The following is a 23,220-nucleotide window of genomic DNA, read 5'->3' as shown; positions in this document are numbered from 1 at the left end:
TTCCCTGGCGGCTATAGCGCTGTGGTCCCACCCGATCCCATCCCGAACTCGGAAGTGAAACGCAGCTGCGCCGATGGTAGTGTGGCATTGCCCATGCAAGAGTAGGTCACCGCCAGGGGCTTCATCCTCAAACGCCTTCCCATCCGGGAAGGCGTTTGTCTTTGTGTGTTTCGCGCTTTGCGCGCCGCTCGATACGAAACCCTCGCAGCTCACGCTGCGGGGGTTTTTCGTTTGGGCTTTCGACAACATCGGCGGCTGCCGAACGGCCCATCAAAACCTCACCGTCATCCCCGCGAACGCGGGGATCCAGCGCCTTTTACTTGCGCAACATCACGCGACATCAGGCGCGTTGTCCATTCCGTGCACAGTCACTGGATCCCCGCTTTCGCGGGGATGACGGCGAGGGGGGGGCGGTGAGGGCAAGTGAGCGGCGAGGAAGAGTCGACGCTGAGGGACGAACAACGATCAAGGATGAATGACGGTGAGGAAGTCTCCACGTCACCGAGTGCTTGCCTCGCGCTGAACGTCCACCATCCTCGCAGTGTCAGTTATCGCAATAATTTGCGAAGATCATCAGCCCCCACAGAGCTTCGATGATTTCATGACGACTCCCATCCAGAGCCGCCTCGGTCCACTCCCCTATCTGATTTTCTCTTCACGTTGGCTGCAGTTGCCGTTGTATCTCGGCCTGATCGTCGCCCAGGCGATCTATGTCGTGCAGTTCGTGCGCGAGCTGTGGCACCTGGTCACGACCACCTTGTTCAACGGCGGCATCGACGTCACTGTCGCGGACAGCGCCGAAACCACCATCATGCTTACGGTGCTGGGACTGATCGACGTGGTGATGATCTCCAACCTGCTGGTGATGGTGATTGTTGGTGGCTACGAGACCTTCGTGTCGCGATTGAAGCTTGAAGGGCACCCCGACCAGCCGGAGTGGCTTTCGCATGTGAATGCCACGGTGCTCAAGGTGAAGCTGGCGATGGCCATCATCGGCATCTCCTCGATCCACCTGTTGGCCACGTTTATCAAGGCGGGTTCGCTCAGCAGCCAGACCATCATGTGGCAGATCCTGCTGCACCTGACCTTTGTGGTTTCGGCGCTATCCCTGGCCTACATCGATCGGATCATGCAGCCGGGCGCCAAGGCTGAAAGCCACTGACGCGATATGCGCCAGCCGGGTTGTTGCTACGCTTACTCGTATAGCGACCAGGCCGCGGAGCAGACCCAGCGTGGAACAGCGATACATCCTCGCCCTCGACCAGGGCACTACCAGTTCCCGCGCGGTCCTGTTTGATCGCGCGGGTTCGGTGGTGGGTTCGGCGCAGCGGGAGTTTCCGCAGATCTTTCCCGAACCGGGCTGGGTCGAGCACAACCCGCGCGACATCCTCACCAGCGTGCTGGTGACCATCACCGAGTTGCTTGCCAACACCCAGGTGGACCTGGCGGAGATCGCCGCCATCGGCATCACCAACCAGCGCGAAACGACGGTGGTGTGGGATCGCGCGACGGGGCAGCCGGTGCACAACGCGATCGTGTGGCAATCGCGCCAGAGTGCAGCGATCTGCGAGCGACTGCAGAACGAAGGCTACGAAGCGCTCGTGCGCGAACGCACGGGTCTGCTGATCGATGCGTATTTCTCGGGCACCAAGCTGCGCTGGATCCTCGATCATGTCGAAAGCGCGCGTGAACGGGCCGATCGCGGCGAACTGCTGTTCGGCACCATCGATACGTGGCTGATCTGGAACCTGAGTGGCGGCGCGGCGCACGTCACCGATGCCAGCAATGCCGCGCGCACCTTGCTGTACGACATCCACCGGCGCTGCTGGGATGACGACCTGCTGCGCATGTTGGATATTCCGCGCGCCATGCTGCCCGAGGTACGTTCGAGCAGCGAAGTCTACGCGCGCACGGCTCCCTCGCAGTTCTTCGGGGCCAGCATTCCTATCGCGGGTGTCGCGGGTGACCAGCAAGCCGCGCTGTTCGGGCAGGCCTGCTTCACACCTGGCATGGCCAAGAATACGTATGGCACCGGCTGCTTCATGCTGATGAATACCGGCGAGCAAGCGGTGCCGTCGAAACACGGCCTGCTCACCACCATTGCCTGGCAGCTGGGCGATCGCACCGAGTACGCGCTCGAGGGCAGCATCTTCGTCGCCGGCTCGGTGATCCAGTGGCTGCGCGATGGTTTGCGCATGTTGGGCAAGGCGAGCGATTCGCAGGCCTATGCCGAGCGCGTGGCGTCGAGCGAGGGCGTCTACGTCGTGCCGGCCTTTGTCGGTCTTGGCGCGCCGTACTGGCGCAGCGATGTGCGTGGGGCGGTATTCGGCCTCAGTCGCGGCACCAGCAAGGAGCACTTTGTGCGCGCTGCGCTGGAATCGATGGCGTATCAGTCACGCGATGTGTTGACCGCGATGGAAGCCGATGCCGGCATCGCCTTGAAGGAGTTGCGCGCTGATGGCGGCGCCATGGCCAACGATTTCATGGTCCAGTTCCAGAGCGACATGCTTGGCGTGCCGGTCTTGCGCCCGCGCGTGCAGGAGACCACGGCGCTAGGTGCGGCCTATCTCGCCGGACTGGCCGTGGGCTTCTGGCGCGACTGCGAGGAGATCGCCAACCTGTGGCAAGTCGATCGGCGCTTCACGCCGAACATGCCCGCCGCGGAACGCGATCGCCTCTATCGGGGCTGGCTGGACGCCGTGAATGCCACCATGGGATTTCGCGTGAGCTGAAACGAACGAGGCCTCCACCTGGGAGGCCTCGTCGTGAATCGCTTGCGACTCCGATCAGTCGATCGCGTAACCGAACTGTTCCTTGAACTCGGCTGCGAACTGGGCGTAGTCGAAGTGCTGGTTCTGCGTGCCCGGATGTTCGACCTTGAGTGCGCCCATCAGCGAGGCCATGCGGCCGGCGGTCGGCCAGTCCTTGCCGCCCATGATGCCGAAGATCAGGCCGGCGCGATAAGCATCGCCGCAGCCGGTCGGATCGATCACCTGGCGCTCGCGGGCCGGCGGAATCTCGTGCGTGACGCCGCCAGCGTGGATCAGCGAACCGCGCGGGCCCTGCGTGACGATATAGGCCTGCACGCGCGAGGCGATTTCCTGCGCGCTCCAGCCAGTGCGCTGCTGCAGCAGCTGCGACTCGTAGTCATTGACGATGACGTAGGTGGCCTTTTCGATCATGGCGCGGAATTCGTCGCCATTGAACAGCGGCATGGCCTGGCCCGGGTCGAAGATGAACGGCACGCCGCGGGCGGCGAACTCGTTCACGTGCTGCAACATGGCGTCGCGGCCATCCGGCGCCACGATGCCGAAGCTGATCTCCGGGATGTCGCGCACGTGGTTCTCATGCGCGCTGAGCATGGCGCCCGGATGGAAGGCGGTGATCTGGTTGTTGTCCAGGTCGGTGGTGATGAAGCACTGCGGCGTGAATTGGTCGTCGAACGCACGCACGTAGTCGAGGCGGATGCCGTACTTCTGCATATGCGCGCGATACGGGGCGAAGTCCTGGCCCACGGTGGCCACCGGCAAGGGGTCGCCGCCGAGCAGCTTCAAGTTGTAGGCGATATTGCCGGCGCAGCCGCCAAACTCGCGGCGCATGGCAGGCACCAGGAACGACACGTTCAGGATGTGCACCTGATCGGGCAGGATGTGATTCTTGAACTGGTCCTGGAACACCATGATGGTGTCGTAGGCGAGCGATCCGCAGATGACGGCAGACATGATGCGAGGATGTTCCCTGGCAGATGGAATGGGGGCTGGGACGCCTATCGCCCGACCTTGCCCAAAGCGCCCGATGATACCGATATCGCGCTCCGGCCGCGACTTTCCTGCGCCAGGCCGCGCGTGTCCAGAAGCTTCAAAACGTGCATATCATCGCGTAGACAAAGGCTTTCTTAACGAGATTGTCCTTGCGAAACGGGGGTTTGCTGACTAGACTGGCCCGCTTACTTTTTAACCAGCCCAACACGCGGCGGACACATGTTCAAGAAGTTTCGCGGGTTCTTTTCCAACGACATTTCCATCGACCTTGGCACCGCCAACACGCTCATTTATGTGCGCGGCCAGGGCATCGTCCTGAATGAGCCGTCGGTGGTAGCGATTCGTCAGGATCGTGGCCCGGGTGGTCCGCGCGCCGTCGCGGCGGTGGGTAGCGACGCCAAGAAGATGCTGGGTCGTACGCCTGGCAACATCGCCACCGTGCGTCCGATGAAGGATGGCGTGATCGCCAACTTCTCGATGACCGAGGCGATGCTGCAGCATTTCATCAAGCAGGTGCACAAGTCGCGCATGCTGCGTCCCAGCCCGCGCGTACTGGTCTGCGTGCCGTGCGGCTCCACCCAGGTGGAGCGCCGCGCCATCAAGGAATCGGCCGAAGGCGCCGGTGCGCGTGACGTGTTCCTGATCGAAGAGCCCATGGCCGCTGCGATCGGCGCCGGTATCCCGGTGCACGAGGCGCGCGGTTCGATGGTGCTGGATATCGGTGGCGGCACCTCCGAAGTGGCGGTGATCTCGCTCAACGGCATCGTCTACTCGCAGTCCGTGCGCGTGGGCGGCGACCGCTTCGACGAGGCCATCATCAACTACGTGCGCCGCAACCACGGCACCCTGATCGGCGAATCGACTGCCGAGCGCATCAAGATGGAAATCGGCTGCGCGTTCCCGCAGAGCGAGGTCAAGGAGATCCAGATCTCCGGCCGTAACCTCGCCGAGGGCGTGCCGCGCATGTTCACCATCAACTCCAACGAAGTGCTGGAAGCGCTGCACGAGCCGCTGTCGGGCATCGTGGCAGCGGTGAAGTCCGCGCTGGAGCAGACCCCGCCCGAGCTGTGCTCGGACGTGGCCGAGCGTGGCATCGTGTTGACCGGCGGTGGTGCCTTGTTGCGCGACCTCGATCGCCTGATCTCCGAGGAGACCGGCCTGCACGTGCAGGTGGCGGACGAACCGCTGACCTGCGTGGCACGCGGTGGTGGCAAGGCGCTGGAGCTGATCGATCAGCACGGCAGCGACTTCTTCGCTCCCGAATAAGCCACCGACACGGGTAGGGGGTAGTCCATGGCGCTTGCGCGCGAGGAATCCTCGCCCCTGTTCGCCGGCACGGTTGCCGGGACGCTCAGGCTCATGCTGTATTTGGCGCTGGCCATGGTGCTGATGGTGCTTGACCATCGCAATGGCTGGATCTGGCGTCTGCGCTACGCCACCTCGGTGGTGGTCGAGCCCGTGTATCGACTCGCCGGCCTGCCTGCCGCCGGCATGCGCACGGTCAGCGTCGCCTTTGCCGATCGCAAGATGTTGACCGAACAGAACCAGCGCCTGCGTGAGGATCTGCTGCTGGCCAATGCCAAGCTCAATCGCATGGCGGCGGTGGCCCAGCAGAACCAGCGCCTCAAGGAACTGCTGGATACCCAGCACAGCCTGGAACTCAACGTGCAGCTGGCACGGGTGATCGACGTCGACCTTGGCGCGAGCCGCCACCGCATGCTGCTCAACCTTGGCGCGCGTGACGGGGTGAAGTCGGGGCAGGTGGTGATCGACGCGCACGGCGTGATGGGCCAGGTGGTGGAAGTGATGCCGCGGACTTCGCTGGTGATGCTGGTGACCGACCCCGATCACGCGATTCCGGTGGTGATCGAGCGTACTGGTCTGCGTACCGTGGCCTATGGCCTGCGTGATGGCGATTTGCTGAGCCTGCCGAATATTTCCATGGCGTCCGATGTGCATGCCGGCGACAAGCTGCTGACCTCCGGCCTGGGCGGGCGCTTCCCGCCAGGCTTCCCGGTGGGCGAAATTCTCAGCGTGGACCAGTCGCCGTCCGGCATGTTCCTGGAGGCGCGTGCGCGCCCCACCGCGGACCTGGATCGCAGTGAAGACGTGCTGTTGCTGCATGACCAGGCCGAACCCGCGGGCCCACCCGCACCGGTAACGCCGGCCGGGCCGCCCGCCGATCTGGCGCCCGCGACGCCTGCCGTCACCACGACCAGCGCGCCGCCGCCGCGTGCGGCCGAGGCGAGCGTGTCGCCGGCGCCTGCCGCTAGCGCCGCACCGGTGCAGCCATGAACAAGCAACGGATCAATCTGCTGTGGTTCGTCGGCACGCTGGTGTTTGCGTTGGTGTCGATGCTGATTCCGCTGCCGGCGCCGTTGCAGCCGTTCAAGCCGTACTGGCCGGCGCTGTTTCTGCTGTATTGGTCGCTGGAATCGGCGGATCGCGTCAACCTCGGGCTGGCCTTCTGCATCGGTCTTTGTGCCGACCTGCTGGACGGCGTGCTGCTGGGCGAGCAGGCCATGCGCTTGTGCGCGCTGGTGTTCATCGCACTGCGCTTCCGTTCGCGCCTGCGCTTCTTCCCCATGTGGCAGCAGACGCTGGCCGTGCTGGCCTTGCTGCTGAACGATCGCATCCTGCTGTTGATCGTGCGCACCTTTGCCGGTGAGGCGCTGCCGCCGGCCACCTGGTGGATTTCGCCGTTTGTCGGCGCGGCCTTGTGGCCGTTCCTGTTCGTGCTCATGGACGACCTGCGCATGCGCATGCGCATCCAGTAACGGCCATGGCCCTGAAACGACGCTCCATCAAAGATGCCCGCGGCGAAAGCGCGCTGTTCCAGCGGCGCGCGCTGGCAGGGTTCGCCTTGATCCTGCTTGGTTTGTGCACGCTGATCGTGCGCTACCACTATTTGCAGGTGCAGCGTCATGACGAGTTTGCGCTGCGTTCGGAGAACAACCGCGTCAAGCCCAGGGCGATTCCGCCGGCGCGCGGCCTGATCTTCGATCGCAGTGGCGTGCTGCTGGCCGACAACGTGCCGGCCTTCCGCCTGGAAGTGGTGCCTGAGCAGGTGCCCGACATGAAGGCGATGTTGTCGCAGATCGGCGAGGTGGTGCCGCTCGGCGACGATGACATCGACACCTTCAAGAAGCAGCTCAGGCAGAACCGCCGCTTCGACAGCGTGCCGCTCAAGATGCATCTGACCGAGGATGATATTGCGCGCTTCGCCATCAATCGCTGGCGTTTCCCCGGCGTCGACGTCGTGCCCTATCTCACGCGCCGTTACCCCTTCGGCCCGCTGTTCGCGCATGTCGTTGGCTATGTCGGCCGTATCGATGCGGACGACGTGAACCGGCTCGATCCGGAGCGCTACAAGGGCACCAGCCATGTGGGCCGCAGCGGCCTGGAACGGTCGTACGAGGACATCCTGCATGGCACGCCGGGCTATGAACTGGTCGAGGTGAATGCGGATGGACGCACCCAGCGCGTGCTGGAGACGCATCCGCCGATTCCCGGCAAGAACCTGTATCTCAGCATCGACCTGCGCGTGCAAAAGGCCACCACCGATGCGTTCGCGGGCAGGCCGGGTTCGGCCGTCGCCATCGACCCGCGTAACGGCCAGGTGCTGGCGATGGTCAGCGTGCCCAGCTTTGACCCGAACCTGTTCGTCAATGGCATTGGCCGCGCCGACTACACCGCCTACATGACGGCCGAAGACAAGCCGCTGCTCAACCGTGCGCTGAAGAGTGCCTATCCCCCTGGCTCCACGGTCAAGCCGTTCCTGGCGCTGGGCGGCCTGGAATACGGCGTACGCCGGCCGGAAGACACCGTGTTGTCGACGGGCGAGTTCTGCATACCCGGGCAGCAGCGCTGTTATCGCGACGACACGCGCGGTGGCGATGGCACGGTCAACATGGTGCGGGCGATCGAAAAGTCCACCAATACCTACTTCTACCGACTTGCCCTGGACCTGGGCATCGATCGGCTCAGCAGCTGGATGGGCGGCCTTGGCTTCGGACACAAGTCGGGCGTCGATCTGCTCGGCGAGGCCGAGGGCATCCTGCCGTCGCGCGAATGGAAGGCCACGCGCAGCAAGTTTGGTTGGTTCCCTGGCGAAACCGTGATCGCGGGTATCGGCCAGGGCTACTGGAACGTCACGACCTTGCAGCTGGCCCATGCCACCGCGACCTTGGCTGATCGTGGCACGCCCTACGCGCCACGACTGGTGATGGCCACGGCCAATGTGAAGGAACGCCCGGTGCCCTTGGCTAATCCGCCGAGCGGACCGTCGGTGATCCACAAGGCCGCGAACTGGAATGTCATCAACCAGGGCATGGAGGCGGTGATTTACGGCGCGGGCGGCACCGCCAGCCAGGCCGGCGTGTTCAAGGGCTTCCCGTACACCGTGGCTGGCAAGAGCGGTACCGCCGAGCGTTTCTCGCGCCGCGGCAACGAATACGACACCAACAAGAACACGGCCTACCTGGCCACGCGTCACCGCGCCTGGTTCATTGCCTACACGCCCACCGAAGCGCCGCGCATCGCCGTGGCGGCGATGCTGGAAGAGGGCGCCTGGGGTGCGGCGGATGCCGGACCGATCGTGCGCAAGGTGATGGAAGCATGGATCGTGACCCAGGGTGGCGCAGTGCCGCCGAGCAAGACACCGGAAAGCGGGGTCGAGTCAGCCTCCAGCGCACCCGCACAACCTGACGACACGCCGATGGCGACGCCTGCCGACATGCCCGCCGGGATGCCGGCCGACCCTTCCAGCACGGCTTCCCCGGAAGACGGAGGCAACCGATGATCGACGCCCTCCAGGCCCGCCTGGTGCGCATCCTGCGCCGCATGATGACGCGTCCGCGCATCGACCTGCCGCTGGCTTTCGGTTTGTTCGTGCTCGCCGTGGTCGGCCTGATGACCTTGTACAGCGCCAGCGGCGGCAGCATGGCCATGATCACCGGCCAGGCGGCCCGCTTCGTGATGGGCGGCCTGCTGGTGGTGCTGATCTCGCGCATTCCGCCGTCGGTACTGCGCAGCTGGACGCCATGGCTGTACGCGGCCAGCGTGGCCTTGCTGCTGGTGGTGGCGGCCCTGGGCCAGGTGCGCAGCGGCTCCAAGCGCTGGCTGGACCTGGGCGTGATGTCGTTCCAGCCGTCCGAGCTGCTCAAGCTCACCATGCCGATGATGGTGGCCTGGTACCTGCACTCCAGGCAGCTGCCGCCGCGTTGGAAAGACATCATCGTGGTGGGCATCCTGATCGCCATTCCCGCCGGTTTGATCGCCGAGCAGCCTGACCTGGGCACGGCCTTGCTAGTGTCGGCGGCCGGCGCGTTCGCGCTGTTCCTGTCCGGCATGGCGTGGTGGAAGATCGGCAGCCTGCTCGCCGCGGTGGGTGGCATGGTGCCGGTGGCCTGGCATTTCCTGCACGAATACCAGCGCAACCGCGTGCGCACCTTGCTGGACCCGGAATCGGACCCGCTGGGCAACGGCTGGCACATCATCCAGTCGCAGATCGCGGTGGGCTCGGGCGGCATGTTCGGCAAGGGCTGGCAGCACAGTACGCAGTCGCGCCTGGACTTCCTCCCTGAACACACCACCGACTTCATTTTCGCGGTGTTTTCCGAGGAATTCGGCCTGGTCGGCGTGATCGGCCTGATGCTGTTGTACGCCTTCATCATCGGCCGCTGCCTGTGGATTGCGATGGAAGCGCGCGACACCTATTCGCGCCTGCTCGCCGGCGCCATCGGCATGAGCTTTTTCGTCTACGTGTTCGTCAACGGCGGCATGGTCGCCGGCATGCTGCCGGTGGTGGGCGTGCCGATGCCGCTGGTGAGTTATGGCGGCACCTCGGCGGTCTCGCTGCTGACCGGCTTCGGCGTGGTGATGTCGATCTTCGCCAATCGCAAGATGCACGACTGATCAGCGCAAAAAAGCGCGGCAAATGCCTGGATTGAGCCTATTCGCGTGCTAGGCTTTGCGCGAAGCCGTTCACGACAGCGAAGTCCTTCATGCCCTCGATTCCCGCGTCGCTCCCGACTCGTCGCCTCGTTGCCTCGCTGGGCCTGTTACTCGTCGCTGTATGCATGCCGGTTTGCGCCCAGGTCCACCCGGGTCAGGCGCAGCTGGTCAGCGAAGTGGCCAAGGACACCGGCAAGAGTCCCAAGGCGCTGAACGCGCTGCTGGATCGCGCGCAGAAGCAGCAAAGCATCCTCGATGCGATCAGTCGGCCCGCCGAAGGCAAGCCGTGGAAGGAATACCGGCCGATCTTCCTCACCGACAAGCGCATCAACGACGGCGTGGCGTTCTATCGCGAGCATCGCGATCTGCTCGAGCGCACCGCCAAGCAGTACGGCGTGCCGGCCGAATACATCGTGGCCATCATCGGCGTGGAAACCTCGTATGGCCGCAACACCGGCAAGTACAAGGTGCTCGATGCGCTGGTGACGCTGGGCCTGTATTACCCGCCACGCGCCACCTTCTTCCGCGACCAGCTGAAGACCTTGCTCGAACTGCCGGCCAGCCAGCTGGGCGGCCCGATCGATACCTTGACTGGCTCGTACGCCGGTGCGCAGGGCTGGGGCCAGTTCATGCCATCCAGCATCCGCGACTACGGCGTGGATGCCGATGGCGACGGGCATATCGACCTGAAGAATTCGCTGCCGGACATCTTCGCCAGCGTGGCCAACTACTTCGCCAAGCACGGCTGGCAGACCGGTGGCCCGGTGGCCTTGCCGGCCCAGGCTGATGCGGCCGCCAAGCCGATCTCGGTGGGCGACTCCTCGCCGCAGTGGCCGCTGGAGCAGCTGGAAGCCTGGGGCTACACCTCCGCGCAGCCGCTCAATCCTGGCGCGCCCACCAGCCTGCAGTCGCTAGAAGGCGCCAATGGCATGGAGTACTGGTTCACCTTCCAGAATTTCTATGTGATCACCAAGTACAACCGCAGTCCGTTGTACGCGCTGGCGGTGCATGAGCTGGCGCAGGAGATTGCCGAGGGCGTGCGCATGGCGGATGCCCGCCAATGAGATGGCGGCATGCGCTGCTACTCCTGCTGATCGTTCTGCTGGCGGGTTGCAGTGGAGGCAAGACCCGCCCCACGACGAGTTCGGGTGGATCGCATGCGCGTGGCACGTCGTCGTCGGCAGGCGGCGCGTCGAGTGGCGGCTTCCAGGACGACACCAGCCGCCCGCAGAGCAGCCGCTACCGTGACGGCAGCGACAGCGTGCCGGGTGGCCCGCCGCCCGATGTCAGCAAGCTGCCGGAGCCGGTGCCCAAGGTCGAACCACGCGCCCTGTATGGCAACAAGTCGCCGTACACGGTGCTGGGCCAGACCTACCAGGTGCTGCCTGGCCCCGGCGGCTACGTGGAGCGCGGCATCGCCTCGTTCTACGGCAACAAATTCAACGGGTACAAGACCTCGAGCCTCGAGGACTACGACATGTACCAGTTCACCGCCGCGCACAAGACCCTGCCGCTGCCCAGCTATGCGCGGGTGACCAACCTGGAAAACGGCAAGAGCGTGATCGTGCGCATCAACGATCGCGGCCCGTTCCACGAAAACCGCCTGATCGACCTGTCGTATGCCGCTGCCGTGAAGATCGGCGTGTGGCCCAAGGGCACCGGCCTGGTGGAAGTGCGCGCGATCGATCCGGCCCAGCCGCTCTCGGCGCAGGCGCTGCCGCCACCACCGCCGGCGCCCAAGCCTGCCAGCCCGGGGCCAGGCATTTACCTGCAGGTGGGTGCATTCTCCGATGTGAGCAACGCCGAGCGCGTGGCGCAGCAGTTGCGGGTCGCCAATTTTGCGCCGGTACAGGTGGTGGATGCCCAAATCAACGGTCGCAGCATCCGTCGCGTGCGGGTCGGGCCGATTGCCAGCGTGGACCAGGCCGACGACGTGACCTCGCGCATCGAGGGCATGGGTCTGCCCCGGCCGCAGGTCGCGGTAGACTGACGCATTGAAATTTGAATTTTTGCGGCGTCTCAGCCGCTGCCATATAGCACTTGGATTGAACTGAACGATGAGCCTGATTCGCCGTACCCTGACCTCGTTTGCCGTCGCCGCCCTGGTTGTCGGTACCGCCTTCGCCCAGCAGACCCCGCCCAAGCCCGCGCCGGTGCCGCGCCCGGTGGTGCCGGAAGCGCCGGTGCCGCCGCCGCCGGACGTGGACGGCAAGAGCTGGGTGCTGATGGATTACGCCACCGGCCAGGTGCTGGCCTCCAAGGACCCGGACGTGCGCCTGGAGCCGGCCTCGATCACCAAGGTGATGACCGACTACGTGGTGTCGGCGGAAATCGGCAACGGCAAGATCCACATGACCGATCCGGTCACCATCAGCGAAAACGCCTGGCGTGGCGGTGGCGCGGCCACCGACGGCTCCACCAGCTTCCTCAAGCTCAACAGCCAGGTGCCGCTGAAGGACCTGCTGTACGGCATGATCATCCAGTCGGGTAACGACGCCGCCATCGCGCTGGCCGAGCACACGGCCGGCTCCGAGCCTGCGTTCGCCAACCTGATGAATGCCTATGCCAAGCAGCTGGGCATGGTGAACTCCAACTTCCAGAACGCGTCGGGCTACCCGATCGCCAACCACTACACCACCGCCCGCGACATCGCGATCCTGTCGCGCGCGCTGATCCACGATTTCCCCGAGGACTATGCGATCTCGGCGATCAAGGACTTCGAGTGGAACGGCATCAAGCAGCACAACCGCAACCTGCTGCTGTGGCGCGACCAGACCGTTGACGGCATCAAGACCGGCCATACCGCCGCTGCCGGCTACTGCCTGGCCGCCTCGGCCAAGCAGGGCGATTCGCGCATGATCGCGATCGTGATGGGCGCCAGCAACGAGAAAGCCCGCGCCGACTCCGCCCTGGCGTTGATGAACTACGGCTTCCGCTTCTACGAAACCCACAAGCTGTACGACGCCAGCAAGCCGCTGGCCACGCCGCGCCTGTGGAAGGGCCAGGCCAACGAGCTGCCGCTGGGCGTGGCCGACAACGTGCTGATCACGGTCAAGCGCGGCGACTACGACAAGCTCAAGGCCACCATGGATATTCCGGCCACCCTGATCGCCCCGTTCACCAAGGGCCAGCAGGTAGGTACCTTGCGCCTGACGCTGGACGGTCAGCCGGTGCAGAACGTGCCGCTGGTCGCCCTGGCCGATGCCCCGCAGGGCGGCTTCTTCGCCCGCCTGTGGGACAGCATGATGTTGTGGTTCCACAGCGACAAGAAGCCTGAGACCAAGTAACGGAGGCTACGGTGATGCGCGATATCGAATCGATCGAGGCCCGCCAGGAAGGCCAGGGTTTCCAGTTTCCGGGCGAGTTCGAAATCACCGCCATGGGCAATGCCAGCGTGGACCTTCAGGCCCGCGTGCCGCAGATCCTGGAAGGCATCGGCTTGCACGTGCTGCATGAGACGGTGAAGCAGCGCCAGTCGCGGGAGGGCAACTTCCTGTCGGTCACGGTGAGCTTCCGCTGCGACACGCGCGAGCAGTACGACGCCGCGCATGCCGCGCTGCGGGCCGATCCGGATATCCGCTACACGCTGTAAGAGCGGGGGTTTGAGGCGGGTAGTGGGGGCGCGAGATCATGCGTCTTGGCACCCACTACCGACGTACGGCAACAAACGGTTGTCGCGCCCCCACTGCCCACCCCCATCCCCCTCTTGGCTTCTCGCCAACCGGCCGCACCTTCCCCAAGGTCTTCCGCCGCCTCAGGTCCCCCATGTCCCTGCCGCTCAAAGTTCGTCGTCTCGGTCGTCAGCCCTACGCGGCGACGTGGGAGGCGATGAGTGACTTCACCAACAACCGGGGGCCCGACACGCCCGACGAACTGTGGCTGCTCGAGCACGACCCGGTGTTCACCCAGGGCCAGGCCGGCAAGGCCGAGCACGTGCTGGCGCCGGGCGATATCCCGGTGGTGCAGGTGGATCGTGGCGGCCAGGTGACCTATCACGGGCCGGGCCAGATCGTGGGTTATCCGCTGATCGACCTGCGTCGCGCCGGGGTCAGCGTGCGCGAGCTGGTCAACAAGCTCGAGCAATCCATCATCGATACGCTGGCGCATTGGAATATCGGCGCTGAACGGCTGGAAGGCGCGCCCGGGGTCTACGTGGCCGGCGCCAAGGTCGCCGCCCTGGGCCTGCGCGTGCGCCGCGGCTGCAGTTTTCACGGCCTGGCCTTCAATGTGTCAATGGACCTGGAGCCGTACCACCGCATCAACCCTTGCGGTTACAAGGGTTTGGCGGTTACCCAGGTGTTAGACTTGGGCGGTCCGTCGCGCTTGGCCGACGTCGAAGACGCCCTGGTGGAAGAGTTCTGCCGCCAGTTCGGATTCGACGCTGAACAGGCCGCCCCCATTCTCCCTGAACTCCCCGCTCGTGCAGCGGTCTGAGCTTGCCTACATGAGCGAAATGTCCTCCTCCTCCCCCAAGGTTATTCCGATCAGCGTTGTCGCCGGCACGTCGGCCGTCGATAAGCAGATAGGTAACGACAAGATTGCGCTTAACCGCGCAGGCTTCGACACGGCCGTACCGACGCTGCGCAAGCCGAGCTGGATTCGCGTGCGCCTGCCGCAGGGCAATGCCGTGCAGCAGCTGAAGGCGCGCCTGCGCGAGAACGCGCTGGTCACGGTGTGCGAAGAGGCCAGCTGCCCGAACATCCACGAGTGCTTCAGCAAGGGCACCGCCACGTTCATGATCCTCGGTGAGGTGTGCACGCGTCGTTGCTCGTTCTGCGACGTGGCGCATGGCCGTCCGGCCGCGCCCGATCCGCTGGAGCCGGCGCGCCTGGCCGAGACCATCCGCGACATGCGCCTGAAGTACGTGGTGATCACCTCGGTGGATCGCGACGACCTGCGCGACGGCGGCGCCGAGCATTTCGCCGCCTGCATCCGCGCGGTGCGCCACGCCAGCCCGAACATCCGCATCGAGATCCTCACGCCCGACTTCCGCGGCAAGGGCCGCATGGAACGCGCGCTGGAAGTGCTCAAGGACTTCCCGCCGGACGTGTTCAACCACAACCTCGAAACCGTGCCGCATCTGTATCGCGAAGTACGTCCGGGCGCCGACTACCAGTGGTCGCTGGACCTGCTGAAGCGCTTCAAGGCGCAGCATCCGGAGGTACCGACCAAGTCCGGCATCATGCTGGGCCTGGGCGAAACCATGGACCAGGTATTGGAAACCATGCGCGATCTGCGTGCGCATGACGTCGAGATGATCACGATCGGGCAGTATCTGCAGCCCACGCCGCATCATCACCCGGTGATCCGTTACTGGACGCCAGAAGAGTTCGAGGCGCTGCGCGAAGCCGGTGAGGCGATGGGTTTCCATCACGTTGCTTCCGGCCCGCTGGTGCGCTCGTCGTATCACGCTGACCTGCAGGCTCACGCCGCGGGTGTCACCGAGCATGCCTGACTGAGCAGGCCTAAAGAGACTTTATGAAACTGCGCCCATCGCTTGCCCTGTTGCTTGCCCTTGCCGTCACCGGTGTCGGCGTCCATGCGCAGTCCGCTGCTGATCTCACCGACGACAGCGCGCCGCGCAAGTTCTCGACCCTGCCGCTCAAGCCGACCGTTACCGAGGCCCAGGCCGCGCAGCTGTCGGCGCGCTTCCTGACGCGCTTCCACTACGACGCGCAGCCGCTCGACGCGGCGATGTCGCAGAAGATCTTCAAGGCCTACGTCGATAGCCTGGACGGCGAGAAGGTGTTCTTCACCCAGGCCGACATGGCCAAGTTCGCGCCGCTGAAGACGCAGCTGGACGGCTCGATCTGGAACCAGGACCTGTCCGGTCCGTTCTCCATGTTCAACCTGTACGTGCAGCGCGCGATCGAGCGCATGACCTATGCGCGCAGCCTGCTCAAGCAGGGCTTCGATTTCACTGCGAACGAAAGCTACAACTACGACCGCAAAAAGGCGGACTGGCCGAAGGACCAGGCCGAGCTGGATACGCTGTGGCGCCAGCGCACCATGAACGACTGGCTGCGCCTGAAGCTCGCCGGCAAGACCGACGACGACATCCGCAAGACGCTGGACAAGCGCTATGCCGGCTACATCGACCGCGTGAAGCAGCTCGACGGCGAAGACGCGTTCCAGTCCTTCATGAACGCCTATGCCGAATCCACCGATCCGCACACCGACTACCTCGGCCCCCGTGCGGCGGAGAATTTCGACATCTCCATGAAGCTGTCGCTGGAAGGCATCGGCGCGGTGCTGCAGGCGCGCGACGAATACACGGCCATCCGTGAAGTCGTGCCCGCCGGCCCGGCCGCCAAGTCCGGCAAGGTCCATGTGGGCGACCGCATCCTGGCGATCGGCGAAGGCACCAGTGGCCCGATGGTCGACGTGATCGGCTGGCGCCTGGACGACGTGGTCAAGCACATCCGCGGCAAGAAGGACACCACCGTGCGGCTGGAGATCCTGCCGGCTGACGCGGGCGTGGACGGCAAGCACGAGCTGATCACCCTGGTGCGCCAGAAGGTGAGCATCGAAGAGCAGGCCGCCAAGAAGAAGATCATCGAGGTCAAGGACGGCAATGTCAGCCGCAAGATCGGCGTGATCGACCTGCCGACCTTCTACTCCGATTTCGGTGCGCGCCGCGAAGGCGACAAGAACTTCAAGAGCGCGACCCGCGACGTGGCCAAGCTGCTCGGCGAGTTGAAGGCCGCCGGCGTCGAAGCCGTCGTGGTCGACCTGCGCAACAACGGCGGCGGCTCACTGGCCGAAGCCAACGAACTCACCGGCCTGTTCATCGACAAGGGTCCGGTGGTGCAGGTGCGCGATGCGCGCGGCCAGGTGGAAGTGCAGGGTGACGACGACCCGGGCATGTCCTGGAGCGGCCCGATGGCCGTGCTGGTCAACCGTGGTTCGGCCTCGGCCTCGGAAATCTTCGCTGCCGCCATCCAGGACTACGGCCGCGGCCTGATCATCGGCCAGCCGACCTTCGGCAAGGGCACCGTGCAGAACCTGGTCGACCTCGACCGCTTCACCCGCACCGGCCAGGAAAAGCCGCAGTTCGGTGAGCTGAAGATGACGATTGCGGAGTTCTTCCGCATCAACGGCGGCTCCACCCAGCTCAAGGGCGTGACGCCGGACATCCAGTTCCCGAAGAACGGCGACGAGAAGGACTTCGGCGAGTCGACCTACGACAACGCCCTGCAGTGGACGCAGATCGCGCAGGCCGACTACAAGCCGGTGGCCGACCTCAAGGCCTACCTGAGCCCGCTGCAGGCCAAGCATGACGCGCGTGTCGCCCAGGCGCCGGCGTGGAAACTGATGCTCGACGAGCTGGCGCAGTACCGCAAGATGCGCGACCGCACCACGATCTCGCTGAACTTTGCCCAGCGCGAGCAGGAGCGCAAGGAACTCGACGCCCTCCAGGCCGACTTCCGCGCGCGCCACAAGGCGATCGACGGCAATGCCGACGTTGAGGACGAGGCCTCGCTCGACGACGGCCTCAACGCCAACGAGCGCAGCCTGAAGAGCGAGCTGAAGCAGGAGACGGATGCCAAGAAGGCACCCGATCCGCAGTTGAACGAAACCGCGCACATCCTGTTCGACGCGGTGGGCCTGATCAAGGCGGACTCCAAGCTGGCGGCGCAGGTCCTGCCCTACGGCGGTAAGTTCGACACCAGCTCGACGGCCGCGGTGTCGCAGACCCCGGCTCCAGTCACGCCGTCCACAACGACGCACTGATCAGTTCGCCGGGAAAACCAAAAGGGCGGTGCGCAAGCACCGCCCTTTTTCATGGATGTTCGCCGAAGCTCTTGCCCCTTCTCCCCTCCGGGGAGAAGGTTGGGATGAGGGGCGGGTGCTCGCGATAGCGCTACAACCGCAGGGCAAGCCCACGCTTTAAGCCCTCTCCGCTACGGCGCGTTGCGGTGTAGCCGCTGTGTAGCGGCCATGGGCCGCCACTTATCCGGCTGGCCACACCCGTCAGGCTCGCATCCGACGCAATGCTATGAGCTCTTCAGGCCATTTTCTTTGGGTTACTTTTCTTTTGGGCCAGCAAAAGAAAAGTGACTCGGCTGCCGGCAGGCAGTCGAAACGCCCGCTGCGTAAGCGGCAAGCTGGCCGTGGCGCTCGGTTGTCGCGTGATCGCGAGCACCCGCCCCTCATCCCAGCCTTCTCCCCGGAGGGGAGAAGGAGTCAGGGCGGCGACGCTTAGCCGTAGCGCTGCTGCAGGAACGCGAAGAACGCGCGCAGGCCCAAGGCCTCGCCACCCCGCGGTCGACCCGGGCGATCCGCATCGTTCCACGCATACGTATCCAGATGCAGCCACGGCGTGGTCTCAGGCACGAAGCGCTCGAGATATAGCGCCGCGGTGATCGCGCCGGCATGGCGCGACGCACCGGAGTTGGCCATGTCGGCCAGATACGACTCGAGCATCTTGCGGTACGGACGCCACAGCGGCAGTCGCCACAGCGGATCGTTCACCGCACGGCCGGCGGCCAACACGCGTTCGGCGACATCGTCCTGGTTTGAGAACAGGGCCGGCAGGTCGGGGCCGAGCGCGATGCGTGCCGCACCGGTGAGCGTGGCGAAGTCGACGATCAGGTCCGGGTTTTGTTCGCTTGCATAGGTGAGCGCGTCGCACAGGACCAGGCGGCCCTCGGCGTCGGTGTTGTCCACCTCGACGGTGATCCCGGCACGCGTAGTGATCACTTCACCTGGACGCATGGCGGCGCCAGACACGGCGTTCTCCACGGCGGGAATCAGCAAGGTCAGGCGCACGGGCAGCTTGGCCTGCATGATCAGGCCGGCCAGGGCGATCGCGTGGGCGGCACCGCCCATGTCCTTCTTCATCCAGCGCATGCCGTCGGCCGGCTTCAGGTCGAGGCCGCCGGTGTCGAAGCACACGCCCTTGCCGATGACGGCAAGCTTGGGGTCGCTGCTCTTGCCCCAGTTCAGTTCGATCAGGCGCGGCGCGCGATGGCTGGCGCGGCCCACGGCATGGATGGTGGGGAAGTTGGCATCGAGCAGTTCGTCGCCGACCCATTCACGCACCTTGGCCTTGTGCGTCTTGCCCAGTCGCTTCACCGCGTCGGCCAGGTGCTTCGGGCCCATGTCCTCGGTCGGCGTATTGACCAGGTCGCGCACCTGCGCGGTGGCTTCCACCAGCGGTGCCAGCACGTCCAGCTCAGCGGCGGCGATGGCGAGCCGCGCCGGTGCACGGCGGGCCTTGCGATAGCGGGTGAACTCGTAGGCGCCCAGGGCCCAGCCCAGCGCGATCTGCAGGGTGTCCTTGAGTACGCCTTCCTCGGCCAGGTGATAGGTGGCCTCGGGCAGCACGCGCGGCAAGCCGCCCAGCGAACCCAGTGCATCGCCGGCATCGACGCCGACGAGGACGCGTACCAGCTTGCCGCCTTCATCGGCGAGCAGGGCAAACGTGCCCGGCGCGGCATCGAAGCCGCAGTCGGTCAGCCAGCGGCGTTGCGCGGCGGTGAGGCGGCGCTTACTGGCGGCAAAACGGGCAGCGTCGGTGGTCTCGATGGCGATGCTTTGGCGGTCGCCGGTTTTGCGTTCGATAAGAGCAGACATGGAGTTCCTTGCGCGGCGTAGGGCAGCCGGCCGCGATGGCGGCGTACGAAGCGCTAATGATGCGCGCTTTTGGGGGTTGGGTCACCCGCTCGCCCATCGCTCGTCATCCCAGCGAAAGCCGGAATGACGGTTCTAAAGTGACGTAGTCGAGCCGGCTGCAGAGCGTACGAGTAGTCGCTCAGCCCCGCCCCTCAAGCCAATCCGCCAGCGCGCCCATGTCGCGTACGTCCAGATCAGGCGCCCGACCCAGTGCACCCGGCCAGGGATGTCCCGCGCGGTTGATCCACGCCGTGCGTAGCCCGGCGTCGCGGGCGCCGACCACGTCCAGTTCCGGGTCATCGCCCACGTGCAGGATCTCGGCGGGCGCCACACCCAGGCATTCGGCGGCGGCGATGAAGATGCGCGCATCGGGTTTCGCCACGCCGGTGTCGCGGGCGCTGACGTGGTGGGCGAAGTGGGTGCGGATGCCGATGCGCTCGAGATCGGCGTTGCCGTTGGTCAGGCTGGCCACCGGCCAGCGTTCGGCGATGCGTTGCAGGGCAGGGAGGCTGTCGGGGTATAGCTCGACGCTGTTGCGCGCCGAGAAATAGATGTCCCACAACGTATCCAGCGGTGCCTGCTCGATGCCGCAGGCCGCGAACGCGCGCTGCATGGTGATGTAGCGCTGCGCGGTGAAATCGTGGGCGAGGTCGGTGCGTTCCGCGGCGACCTCGGCACGCAGCACGCGCATGGCAGGAATCGGCCATGCGCGTGCGACGTCGGGATAGTGCTGGCGCAGATACGCGTCTAGATCGCGGTCTGCGCGTTCCAGGGCCGGCAGTACCGGCCACAAGGTGTCGTCAAGATCGAGCGTGACGGCGCGAATGCGGACGTGGCGCTCGACCTCGCTGATCACTGGTGCGCGGCACCCGAGACCGAGGCCGGGTCTTCGACCGGCATCTTGATGCCGTTCTCGGCCAGGATCTTGGCGCGACGTGCGTTGTCCTGCTCGGCCAGGGCCGGTGCATCGGTGTACGGCACCAGTTGGTGCTGGCGGGCAAGCGCCTTCACTGCATCGGTCTTGATGAACTCCATGAAGGCTTCAATCTGCGCGGCCTTCGGGTTGTTCTTGTTGGTGACCAGGTACAGCGGGGTGTACAGCAGGTAGCTGCCGCTGGTGACCGTCGCCACGCTCGGACGCGTACCGTCGACGCTGACCATCTTCACCTTGCTGTTGCTGGCCACGCCGGACAGGGTGGTGACACCCAGCGCGTTGGGGTCGAGCGTCACGGCTTCTTCCAGCTTCGCCGTGTTCACGTACAGGCGCGGCGCGGCGACCGGCTGGTTGCCACGGCCGAAGATCAGGCGGCGCAGGCTGTACTCGACACCGTCGCCCGGGCTGGCTACTGCGTACAGGTTGATCGGCGCGTCCTTGCCGCCGACTTCCTTCCAGTTGGTGATCTTGCCGAAGTAGATCTGGTGCAGCTGGGCAATGGTGAGGTTGCTTACCTGGTTCGACGGATGGGTGATCATCACCAGCGCGTCGTAGGCGACCGGCAGGAACACCAGGTCGCTTTCCGTGCCGCCGGCGCTACCGCGAGCGCTGCCGGCGATATCGGCCGTGCCGTGGGCGACGGCATCCAGGCCCGATGCCGTGTTGAACGGCTGGATTTCGATGCGGCCCTTGCCGCTCTTTTCCCAGGCCTTGCCCACGTCTTCAACGACGCCGCGTGCGGTGGCGTAGTCACCACGCCACACCAGGGCGGGTGCCGCCGATGCGGCGGGCTTGGCGGGCGACTTGGCCTTGGTCTTGCCGGTGGCAGCAGCAAGCGCGCCGGTGGCGGCGCATGCGCTGAAAAGCGCAACGATAAGTAGGCGGGAAATGCGAGTGGACATGGCGATGAGGAACCCCGAGGCATTGAGTGTGGCGTTCGCGTACTGCCTTGACCAGAACGCGTGCAAGAAAAAGCGTGCAACCCCGCTATTTCATCCAGCTCAGCCCCAAACATCAAGCTTATTCATGCGTTTGCGCACGTGAAAAACGGGATGTTGCGCACGCACTGCAAAGTCGTTCATCGCACGTTGGCGTCTCAGTCAGGGGCATACGGTCGCATATGGAGTGCGACGGCAGGTGGTGCCTCGTTTGTGGTGTGTATCGTGACGTAATCCCCTTTTATGCGTTATCCGCACTGGTCCGCCACGCGCATTTCGCCGTCGCGCCCACGATTCCGTCATCCCCGCGAAAGCGGGGATCCAGCGACTTGGATTTGGCGACGCTGGTGCGGAGCTTTAAAGGCACTGGATCCCCGCTTTCGCGGGGATGACGAAGTAGGGCGGAATGAGGAAATTCGGAGGGATGGCGAAGTAGGGGCGACGAAGCTGGGTGGCGCGACGAAGCTGCGTGGAACGACTGAGCCTGAGGCCCTCACCCCTCACTCACCCCTCAACGCACATCCACATACCTGACCCCATCCTCATCCGACACCACCAGCACCAGCTGGCGCGGGTTCACGCCGGCAAGCTGCTGCAGCGTGCGCAGGTCAGGTACGCGCAAGTTGCCCACGCCGATCACGATGTCGTTCGCCTGCAGGCCCGCCTGTGCGGCGCGGCTGCCGGCGCTGATGGCGCTCACGGCCACGCCGGCCACGCCCTGGCCGCGCTGGTTCTGCGACAGCTCGTTGAAGGTCACGCCGGCCAGGCGCGGGTCGAGCTTGCTGCCATCGAGCGTGGCGAGCTTTTCGGCGACTAGCTTGATGGTGACGTCGCGCGTGCTGCCGTTGCGCTGCACGCCCAGCTTCACTGCGCTGCCCACCGGCAGCAGGCCTTCGGCATTGCGCAGCTCCTGGGCGTTGTGCAGCGGCTTGCCGTCGATGGCGGTAATCACGTCGCCGGTCTGGATATCGGCCTGCTCGGCCGCCGAGCCCGAGGCCACCCGCGTCACCACGGCGCCGTCGGTGGCCTTGAGGCCGAGGATCTGGGCGATGCGCGGCGTGATGTCCTGTGTCTCCACGCCGAGATTGCCGCGATTGACCTTGCCGTTGGCGATCAACTGACGCATCACCTGGCTGCCAAGGTTGGTCGGAATGGCAAAACCAATGCCCACGTTGCCGCCCGAGGGCGAGAAGATCATGGTGTTGATGCCCACCAGCTCGCCGCGCAGGTTCACCAGCGCGCCGCCGGAGTTGCCGGGGTTGATCGAGGCATCGGTCTGGATGAAGTTCTGGTAGCCATTGCCACCCAGGCCGCTGCGGCCGAGCGCGGAGACGATGCCCGAGGTCACCGTCTGGCTGAGGCCGAACGGGTCGCCTACGGCCACCACGAAGTCACCCACGCGCAGCTTGGACGAATCGGCCAGCGGCAGCGCCTGCAGGTTCGTCGCCGCGATCTGCACCACCGCCACATCGGTATCCGGATCGGCACCGACCAGCTTGCCCTTGAAGTTGCGTCCGTCCTGCAGCGACACCGTGATGTCGTCGGCGCCGCCGACCACATGGTTGTTGGTCAGCACATAGCCCTTGGCGGCATCCACGATCACGCCCGAGCCCAGGCTCTGCTCCACCCGCTCGCGGGGCGAGTTGGGCATGCCAAAGAACTGGCGGAACATCGGGTCGTCGAAATACGGGTCGCGCACCTGCACGCGTGTCTTGGTGGAAATGTTCACCACGGCCGGCGTCACTTTCTCCAGCATGGGCGCCAACGAGGGCAGCGGTTGGCCATCGACGGAAGGCGGCAGGGAGGCGTGGCTGGCCACCGGTGTCAATGTGATCACAGCAAGCGCGGAGGCGATCAGCGCCAGTGAAATCACGACCGGTCGGCGGGTAAGACGGGCAAACATGGAGGCTACTTTCCTTATGTGAGGGCCGTCCTTCGACTCGTCTCAGCGACGGCGGTTCCATGCTCGGTTACTGACGAAAACACTTTACATCGACGTATCTCGGGGGTAACT

General features: G+C 65.1%; 19 protein-coding genes and 1 rRNA gene. 15 read left to right on the top strand and 5 right to left on the bottom strand.

Annotated elements, in window-relative coordinates:
- Positions 1 to 3 precede the first annotated feature (3 nt).
- The 3 genes from rrf (at position 4) to glpK (ending at position 2,732) form a co-directional block, all read left to right on the top strand.
- Positions 4 to 118, top strand: a 5S ribosomal RNA gene (rrf, locus tag OUZ49_RS09070).
- Between the two features lie 483 nt (positions 119 to 601).
- Positions 602 to 1,162 (top strand): TIGR00645 family protein, encoded by a 561-nt coding sequence (locus tag OUZ49_RS09065; protein ID WP_266150028.1) that lies wholly within the window; start codon positions 602 to 604, stop codon positions 1,160 to 1,162.
- Between the two features lie 70 nt (positions 1,163 to 1,232).
- Complete coding sequence (gene glpK, locus OUZ49_RS09060) at positions 1,233 to 2,732, top strand: glycerol kinase GlpK (RefSeq protein WP_266150027.1); 1,500 nt, start codon at positions 1,233 to 1,235, stop codon at positions 2,730 to 2,732.
- Between the two features lie 54 nt (positions 2,733 to 2,786).
- Here glpK and OUZ49_RS09055 read toward each other — a convergent pair whose 3' ends face one another.
- Positions 2,787 to 3,722: a carbohydrate kinase family protein gene (locus OUZ49_RS09055; protein ID WP_266150026.1), complete on the bottom strand. Its 936-nt coding sequence runs from the start codon at positions 3,720 to 3,722 to the stop codon at positions 2,787 to 2,789.
- Positions 3,723 to 3,980: 258 nt separating this feature from the next.
- Here OUZ49_RS09055 and OUZ49_RS09050 point away from each other — a divergent pair, with 258 nt between their 5' ends.
- The 12 genes from OUZ49_RS09050 to OUZ49_RS08995 all read left to right on the top strand — a co-directional run bounded on the left by OUZ49_RS09050 (position 3,981) and on the right by OUZ49_RS08995 (position 17,450).
- Complete coding sequence (locus tag OUZ49_RS09050) at positions 3,981 to 5,027, top strand: rod shape-determining protein (protein ID WP_266150025.1); 1,047 nt, start codon at positions 3,981 to 3,983, stop codon at positions 5,025 to 5,027.
- Between the two features lie 27 nt (positions 5,028 to 5,054).
- Positions 5,055 to 6,056: a rod shape-determining protein MreC gene (gene mreC, locus OUZ49_RS09045; RefSeq protein WP_266150023.1), complete on the top strand. Its 1,002-nt coding sequence runs from the start codon at positions 5,055 to 5,057 to the stop codon at positions 6,054 to 6,056.
- Positions 6,053 to 6,538: a rod shape-determining protein MreD gene (gene mreD / locus OUZ49_RS09040; protein ID WP_266150021.1), complete on the top strand. Its 486-nt coding sequence runs from the start codon at positions 6,053 to 6,055 to the stop codon at positions 6,536 to 6,538. Before mreC ends, mreD begins: the two co-directional genes overlap by 4 nt.
- 5 nt (positions 6,539 to 6,543) lie before the next feature.
- Positions 6,544 to 8,562, top strand: coding sequence for a penicillin-binding protein 2 (gene mrdA / locus OUZ49_RS09035; protein ID WP_266150020.1), 2,019 nt, complete (start codon positions 6,544 to 6,546; stop codon positions 8,560 to 8,562).
- Positions 8,559 to 9,677, top strand: coding sequence for a rod shape-determining protein RodA (gene rodA / locus OUZ49_RS09030; protein ID WP_266150019.1), 1,119 nt, complete (start codon positions 8,559 to 8,561; stop codon positions 9,675 to 9,677). Before mrdA ends, rodA begins: the two co-directional genes overlap by 4 nt.
- An 89-nt stretch (positions 9,678 to 9,766) precedes the next feature.
- Positions 9,767 to 10,780 carry a lytic murein transglycosylase B gene (gene mltB, locus OUZ49_RS09025; protein WP_266150018.1) on the top strand — a complete coding sequence of 338 codons (1,014 nt, stop codon included), beginning with the start codon at positions 9,767 to 9,769 and terminating at the stop codon, positions 10,778 to 10,780.
- Entirely contained in the window at positions 10,777 to 11,706 is a 930-nt protein-coding gene (locus OUZ49_RS09020) for a septal ring lytic transglycosylase RlpA family protein (RefSeq protein ID WP_266150017.1), read from the top strand. Before mltB ends, OUZ49_RS09020 begins: the two co-directional genes overlap by 4 nt.
- A gap of 67 nt (positions 11,707 to 11,773) precedes the next feature.
- Positions 11,774 to 13,003, top strand: a complete 1,230-nt coding sequence (locus tag OUZ49_RS09015; protein ID WP_266150016.1) for a D-alanyl-D-alanine carboxypeptidase family protein — start codon at positions 11,774 to 11,776, stop codon at positions 13,001 to 13,003.
- Positions 13,004 to 13,017: 14 nt separating this feature from the next.
- Positions 13,018 to 13,308 carry a YbeD family protein gene (locus OUZ49_RS09010; RefSeq protein ID WP_266150015.1) on the top strand — a complete coding sequence of 97 codons (291 nt, stop codon included), beginning with the start codon at positions 13,018 to 13,020 and terminating at the stop codon, positions 13,306 to 13,308.
- 173 nt (positions 13,309 to 13,481) lie between these two features.
- Positions 13,482 to 14,150 (top strand): lipoyl(octanoyl) transferase LipB, encoded by a 669-nt coding sequence (gene lipB / locus OUZ49_RS09005; RefSeq protein ID WP_266150014.1) that lies wholly within the window; start codon positions 13,482 to 13,484, stop codon positions 14,148 to 14,150.
- Between the two features lie 19 nt (positions 14,151 to 14,169).
- A complete protein-coding gene (gene lipA / locus OUZ49_RS09000; protein ID WP_380003584.1) occupies positions 14,170 to 15,171 on the top strand; it encodes a lipoyl synthase in 1,002 nt (333 codons plus the stop codon).
- A gap of 23 nt (positions 15,172 to 15,194) precedes the next feature.
- Complete coding sequence (locus OUZ49_RS08995) at positions 15,195 to 17,450, top strand: carboxy terminal-processing peptidase (protein ID WP_266150012.1); 2,256 nt, start codon at positions 15,195 to 15,197, stop codon at positions 17,448 to 17,450.
- Positions 17,451 to 17,918: 468 nt separating this feature from the next.
- On the opposite strand, the gene OUZ49_RS08990 is transcribed toward OUZ49_RS08995, so the two are convergent.
- The 4 genes from OUZ49_RS08990 to OUZ49_RS08975 form a co-directional block, all read right to left on the bottom strand.
- Entirely contained in the window at positions 17,919 to 19,295 is a 1,377-nt protein-coding gene (locus OUZ49_RS08990; RefSeq protein ID WP_266150011.1) for a leucyl aminopeptidase family protein, read from the bottom strand.
- A gap of 178 nt (positions 19,296 to 19,473) precedes the next feature.
- Positions 19,474 to 20,190 carry an HAD family hydrolase gene (locus tag OUZ49_RS08985; RefSeq protein WP_266150010.1) on the bottom strand — a complete coding sequence of 239 codons (717 nt, stop codon included), beginning with the start codon at positions 20,188 to 20,190 and terminating at the stop codon, positions 19,474 to 19,476.
- Positions 20,187 to 21,170 (bottom strand): substrate-binding domain-containing protein, encoded by a 984-nt coding sequence (locus tag OUZ49_RS08980; protein WP_266150009.1) that lies wholly within the window; start codon positions 21,168 to 21,170, stop codon positions 20,187 to 20,189. The genes OUZ49_RS08985 and OUZ49_RS08980 overlap by 4 nt, the downstream gene beginning before the upstream one ends.
- 547 nt (positions 21,171 to 21,717) lie before the next feature.
- Positions 21,718 to 23,109 (bottom strand): Do family serine endopeptidase, encoded by a 1,392-nt coding sequence (locus OUZ49_RS08975; protein ID WP_266150008.1) that lies wholly within the window; start codon positions 23,107 to 23,109, stop codon positions 21,718 to 21,720.
- Between the last annotated feature and the right edge of the window lie 111 nt (positions 23,110 to 23,220).

Source organism: Dyella halodurans (assembly GCF_026283925.1).
Taxonomy (GTDB): domain Bacteria; phylum Pseudomonadota; class Gammaproteobacteria; order Xanthomonadales; family Rhodanobacteraceae; genus Dyella; species Dyella halodurans.
Note: the sequence above shows the minus strand (reverse complement) of the source record. Positions and strands in the feature narration are given on the sequence as shown.

Coding starts and splice junctions, on each gene's coding strand:
- mreC (WP_266150023.1), top strand. CDS start 5,055: ATGGCGCTTGCGCGCGAGGAATCCTCGCCCCTGTTCGCCGGCACGGTT.
- lipA (WP_380003584.1), top strand. CDS start 14,170: ATGTCCTCCTCCTCCCCCAAGGTTATTCCGATCAGCGTTGTCGCCGGC.
- OUZ49_RS09020 (WP_266150017.1), top strand. CDS start 10,777: ATGAGATGGCGGCATGCGCTGCTACTCCTGCTGATCGTTCTGCTGGCG.
- rodA (WP_266150019.1), top strand. CDS start 8,559: ATGATCGACGCCCTCCAGGCCCGCCTGGTGCGCATCCTGCGCCGCATG.
- OUZ49_RS09050 (WP_266150025.1), top strand. CDS start 3,981: ATGTTCAAGAAGTTTCGCGGGTTCTTTTCCAACGACATTTCCATCGAC.
- OUZ49_RS09015 (WP_266150016.1), top strand. CDS start 11,774: ATGAGCCTGATTCGCCGTACCCTGACCTCGTTTGCCGTCGCCGCCCTG.
- OUZ49_RS09065 (WP_266150028.1), top strand. CDS start 602: ATGACGACTCCCATCCAGAGCCGCCTCGGTCCACTCCCCTATCTGATT.
- lipB (WP_266150014.1), top strand. CDS start 13,482: ATGTCCCTGCCGCTCAAAGTTCGTCGTCTCGGTCGTCAGCCCTACGCG.
- mreD (WP_266150021.1), top strand. CDS start 6,053: ATGAACAAGCAACGGATCAATCTGCTGTGGTTCGTCGGCACGCTGGTG.
- OUZ49_RS09010 (WP_266150015.1), top strand. CDS start 13,018: ATGCGCGATATCGAATCGATCGAGGCCCGCCAGGAAGGCCAGGGTTTC.
- OUZ49_RS08980 (WP_266150009.1), bottom strand. CDS start 21,170: ATGTCCACTCGCATTTCCCGCCTACTTATCGTTGCGCTTTTCAGCGCA.
- OUZ49_RS08990 (WP_266150011.1), bottom strand. CDS start 19,295: ATGTCTGCTCTTATCGAACGCAAAACCGGCGACCGCCAAAGCATCGCC.
- OUZ49_RS09055 (WP_266150026.1), bottom strand. CDS start 3,722: ATGTCTGCCGTCATCTGCGGATCGCTCGCCTACGACACCATCATGGTG.
- mrdA (WP_266150020.1), top strand. CDS start 6,544: ATGGCCCTGAAACGACGCTCCATCAAAGATGCCCGCGGCGAAAGCGCG.
- OUZ49_RS08975 (WP_266150008.1), bottom strand. CDS start 23,109: ATGTTTGCCCGTCTTACCCGCCGACCGGTCGTGATTTCACTGGCGCTG.
- OUZ49_RS08995 (WP_266150012.1), top strand. CDS start 15,195: ATGAAACTGCGCCCATCGCTTGCCCTGTTGCTTGCCCTTGCCGTCACC.
- mltB (WP_266150018.1), top strand. CDS start 9,767: ATGCCCTCGATTCCCGCGTCGCTCCCGACTCGTCGCCTCGTTGCCTCG.